The organism is Bacillus sp. GB_SG_008 (genome assembly GCF_052038115.1).
Classification (GTDB): domain Bacteria; phylum Bacillota; class Bacilli; order Bacillales; family Bacillaceae_G; genus Bacillus_A; species Bacillus_A rhizoplanae.
Window position 1 is genome coordinate 1 of record NZ_JBPZSK010000021.1, and the last position, 4,560, is coordinate 4,560.

The 4,560-nt window shown below is 31.6% G+C and carries 4 protein-coding genes and 1 pseudogene; 3 read left to right on the forward strand and 2 right to left on the reverse strand.

The annotated features are described in order from the left end of the window. Together ACTDJC_RS22320 and ACTDJC_RS22325 are read right to left on the reverse strand one after the other, a co-directional pair. Positions 1–277 (reverse strand): annotated as a pseudogene (locus ACTDJC_RS22320) (hypothetical protein); the annotation flags it as partial. Between the two features lie 609 nt (positions 278–886). After that, positions 887–1,621 carry a DUF975 family protein gene (locus tag ACTDJC_RS22325; RefSeq protein ID WP_253628796.1) on the reverse strand — a complete coding sequence of 245 codons (735 nt, stop codon included), beginning with the start codon at positions 1,619–1,621 and terminating at the stop codon, positions 887–889. A 447-nt stretch (positions 1,622–2,068) separates the two neighbouring features. Between ACTDJC_RS22325 and ACTDJC_RS22330 the strand changes: the two genes are divergently transcribed. From ACTDJC_RS22330 to ACTDJC_RS22340, 3 genes are all read left to right on the forward strand, one after another. Further along, positions 2,069–2,431, forward strand: a complete 363-nt coding sequence (locus ACTDJC_RS22330) for a VOC family protein (protein ID WP_253628795.1) — start codon at positions 2,069–2,071, stop codon at positions 2,429–2,431. A gap of 135 nt (positions 2,432–2,566) precedes the next feature. After that, positions 2,567–3,211 (forward strand): alpha/beta family hydrolase, encoded by a 645-nt coding sequence (locus ACTDJC_RS22335; protein WP_440604394.1) that lies wholly within the window; start codon positions 2,567–2,569, stop codon positions 3,209–3,211. Positions 3,212–3,586: 375 nt separating this feature from the next. Continuing rightward, positions 3,587–4,498, forward strand: a complete 912-nt coding sequence (locus ACTDJC_RS22340) for a phosphatidylinositol-specific phospholipase C/glycerophosphodiester phosphodiesterase family protein (RefSeq protein ID WP_218007836.1) — start codon at positions 3,587–3,589, stop codon at positions 4,496–4,498. Positions 4,499–4,560 lie beyond the last annotated feature (62 nt).

A 4,560-nucleotide genomic window follows, 5' to 3' on the forward strand; every position in this document is an offset into this window, starting at 1 on the left:
TCATCTCTAAAAAAGATTTATAAAAACCTGATTCTGTAGCAGGAACATAAACCATTATTTTATCTGTACCTATATATTTTTTTGCAATTTCATAGGGAAGTGGACCAGAAAAAAGCCATGCATCTACATGAGAAGTATGTTCTTTTACAATTTTTTCTACCTCTTCAGTTTTTACATAGGAGTAAGAGATAAATTCCAACTCATGTTTGTATTCTTCTGCCATGTCTAAAATCTGTTCTATAGAAGTTTTTAGACCGACTAATCCGATTTTATACATACTGTATTCAACTTCCTTTATCATATTTAATATGCTCATTGTTACTTGTAAAATATTTTAGTTAAAATAAGTCCCGTTATCGGATTCTCTAATTATTCTGTCGTTTTTCAATATAATTATTTTATCTAACTTTTATTTGTATTAAAGAGTTCTATTTATTAGTTCGGCTATTTACTCTTAATTACATAAATAAACCAATAGAAATGAAAAATAACAATATGCAATAGAAAAGAATGATGGGAATGGCATTTTCAGCTGTAAATGCACTCACATCCTTACTAATTTTTCTGTTAATACTATAATCCATTTCTCAGTGTTAGATGTTCTTTTTGAAATAAGAATATCCCTTTAGATAATCATATCTAAAGGGATATAACCTGGCAAATTTTTTACAAAGTTCACAATTCTATTTTAAACATCATATTTTTTATAAACAGCATGATTTTATTTTTAATCAACATCTTTTTACTGTCTAGATTAAGATAATTATATCAAAACAAGTTTAGTAAATATTTTCCCCCTGATTGTACTGTTCTAGTGTAATGTTCCAATCGGTTCTGTTGCAAAGTTTTTTTAAAATAAACAACCCTAACAAACAATATTCTCTTTCTAGATAACCGTTTTTTCTTCCATACCTGTATCTCTATTCACTAAATTCAAGTAGAAATGCGATACTGTTGTCATGTAATATGGATAGATCCAAAGAAACGGGATACTAAATGTGAAAACCCCTATAATAGCCCCTAAAATAAACCATCCGATGAAACTTAAAGATAGTATAAATAAATCTAATTTATGCCCTTTCATCATTTCTTGACTCTTTTTAAGCGCTTCGCTCGCCGTATATTCTGGATGATCTAACATAATATAGTAAGCCATAGAATAAGAGAAACCTTTTATAATACCGGGAACAATTAACAATAAGCTCCATAAAAATACGTATACACCCATTAACACAGCTAACTTCATAGATTTAAATACATTCTTTTTTCGAAACCCTTCAAATAAATCATCAATTGTAGTAGTTTCTTTTTTCGCTAAACGTAATGTAACATTAAAATACCCATAAGTCATAATGCTTTGTACACCTATTAAAACAATACATATAATAGCGAAAGTAAGTACATAAGAAACAGCGCCTACTGCATTTAACGTCTCATCTCCTGTAACCGAAGCACTAGCATTCATGATTTCACTGAATAAGAAGCCCAGGAAAAAAAGGGGAAATCCTATAATAAACATACCAATACTAGAAAGGACATAATACAGAAACGATGCCCCTGCTCCCAATCCCCATCTACCTTTTAATGAAGATAAGGCTGCTTTTTTAAAGTCACTAATCATTTTAATCCCACCCTTCAAACTATTTGTTATCATTTATATAAATATTACATAGAGAATAGTAACATTTTTTAACAAGATTGACATTATGTGTATTTATTTATTTATTAATATCCAAATAAAAAAAAACGAAGCTGTTTTGCTATTTATGTCTCCATCATAATCTCCTAAAATCTTAATTAGACTTAGCGAAATCTAAAAATGGCCTAAATTATAGAGTTCATACAGTACAATTCTTTTTAATATCAATGTAAGTGTTATATTCTAGAAAAAATCTTTTGTTTTAAATTTAGATATCCGTAAGTAATACTTATCAATTATTATAATTAATCAGTATTTCACTTATTGTATTTGGCGTTATAAAATGAAAGAGGATTTAGAAACTTCAAGAAATTATTTGGTTATAGGAGAAAAACAATACAAATTCAATTGATAATGGGAGTGAATTTTATGATTCTTGGTTTACATCACGCTCAGATAACTATTCCAAAAGGTGCTGAACAAGAGGGGAAAAAATTTTATTGCGAAATTCTTGGTCTACCTGAGAAGGAAAAGCCCGAATCACTAAAGGGGCGTGGAGGATTTTGGTTAAAAGTCGGAGATAGAGATGTACATATAGGTACAGAAGATGGTTTTGAACGATTAAAAACAAAAGCCCATATAGCTTATCAAGTAGAGGATATATCTTACTGGAGAAATGTGTTAGAACAAAATAACATTCAGATAATTGAAGGAGTACCTATACCTGGTTTTGAACGTTTTGAGTTTAGAGACCCCTTCGGAAACAGAGTGGAAATGATTCAAGAAATTTAGTTACTCCATTAACTAATTGACATAAAGGATATAATTTATTTCTGATAAATCATCCTGCTATAAAGAGGATGATTTTTTTATAAAACAATTGGTAATTTATGTTATGGTATTATAAAAGTTTCGGAGGGGAAAATGATGAAAGGAAATAAAAAAGAGATACAAACAAACGACAAAGCGATTCGTTATACACATATAGAAGCGGGTTCCAAAACAATCTGCTTTATGTTTTCAGGTTCAGGTTACAATTACGATAAACCATTGTTTTATTATGCGACGATGGCAATGCTCCAAAATAAATTTGATATTGTCCATATCCATTACTCCTATAATGAGCAACCAACGAAAAACAATATTGAAAAGATAACAAAAATAATGATGGATGATATTAACCCTGTGATTTTAGATGTTTTAAAAAATGGACAATATAACAATTCTATTTTTTTAGGAAAATCACTCGGAACAATACCAATCGCGAATGACTTAATGAAGAGAGAAGAATTCCTAAAGTCAAAAATGATTTTATTTACCCCTCTAATAAATTTTGATTCGATCTTTGACTCAATCTTGAATAGTCATCATCAGGGTCTTTTAGTTATCGGGGATAAAGATCATTATTACAATGCAAATCAAATTGACCAATTAAGTAAAGCGAATTTAAAGATTGATGTGATTCAAAATGCAAATCATTCCTTAAATGTTGGAGAATTTGAAACAACAAATTCAATTTTAGCTTTATCAAGGGTAATGGAAAAACTCCAAGAAACCGTTAGGACAAATTAGTGATAAACTGATATTATAAAAAGTTTACCAATTTGGGTGCTCATTGCACCTCTTTTTAAATGGTTATTTTTAATGAAGTCGCAAAAGGGGTTCGGAATGAGACCATTCCGAACCCCTTTTGTGACAAACGCTTTTTCAACAACATAAAACTACTAGAATTCTAGTAGTTTGTCAGTTCTGTCTTTAACTTTTTCTAGTTCCGATATAAGCTTCTTCATTTATTTTGCTTATTTTTTTGTAAAAATATTCTGCGATTTACATAAAACATGTAAAGTAATTAAAGAGTTTGTTAAGAATCATGTAATTTCATTGAACTTTAATGGTTTTTCTCTAAGATGGAAAAGGTAATCTATTATTATAGGAGGACTAAAGACTATGAAAAAATGCTTGGCTGTTTTAACCCTTATTGCTTCTGTTTTCATGCTATCTTTTACAAATGTTTTTGCAGCTGCCGAGGAAGGCAATTCATCTTTATCTAACCAAGAGACTGTGGTTCCTCTTGCAAAAGCTCACGCACATAATGATTACGAGCATACTCGTCCATTAACAGATGCTCTGGAACATGGATTTACCAGTGTAGAAGCTGATGTTTGGCTTGTTGATGGAGAACTCCTTGTTGCCCATGATAAAGAAGATATTCGACCAGATCGAACATTGAAATCACTCTATCTTGACCCATTGAAGAAAAGAGTGAAAGACAATAATGGAGCCGTTTATCCAGGATACGATAAAGAGTTTACCTTATGGATCGACGTGAAGTCGGAGGATGCCGCGACCTATCAAGTGATCCATGAACAGCTTACAAAATATCAAAATATGCTTACAAAGTTTTTGCCTTCAGGGGTGAAACCGGGGGCGATTACTGTCTATATTTCAGGGAACCGTCCAAAAGAACTAATGGAGAGCCAGCCCGTTCGCTATGCAGCTTATGATGGACGAATGAGCGACCTTGAATCAGGTGACTCCAATGAGTTTATGCCAATTATTAGTGATAACTGGACCAAATATTTTACATGGATGGGTGAAGGCGAAATGCCAAAAAGTGAAAGGGAGAAACTAAATCATATCGTTTCAACCGCTCATGCTAATGGCCAAAAAGTTCGTTTTTGGGCGACTCCTGACATCGCATCCCCAGCTAGAGATGCTATATGGAAGGAACTGTTAAATGCTGGTGTTGATTTTATCAATACTGATGATTTAGCTGGGTTGCAGCTTTTCTTAATGAAAAATGATCCTCAGCCTTCTGAACCTAATATTACTTGGGAAACCACTAACAATAATAAATAAACGCTGAGGATTCAGTGTAATCATTTCAGATTATTGTAAAATAATCCTTAGCTAAACCACCA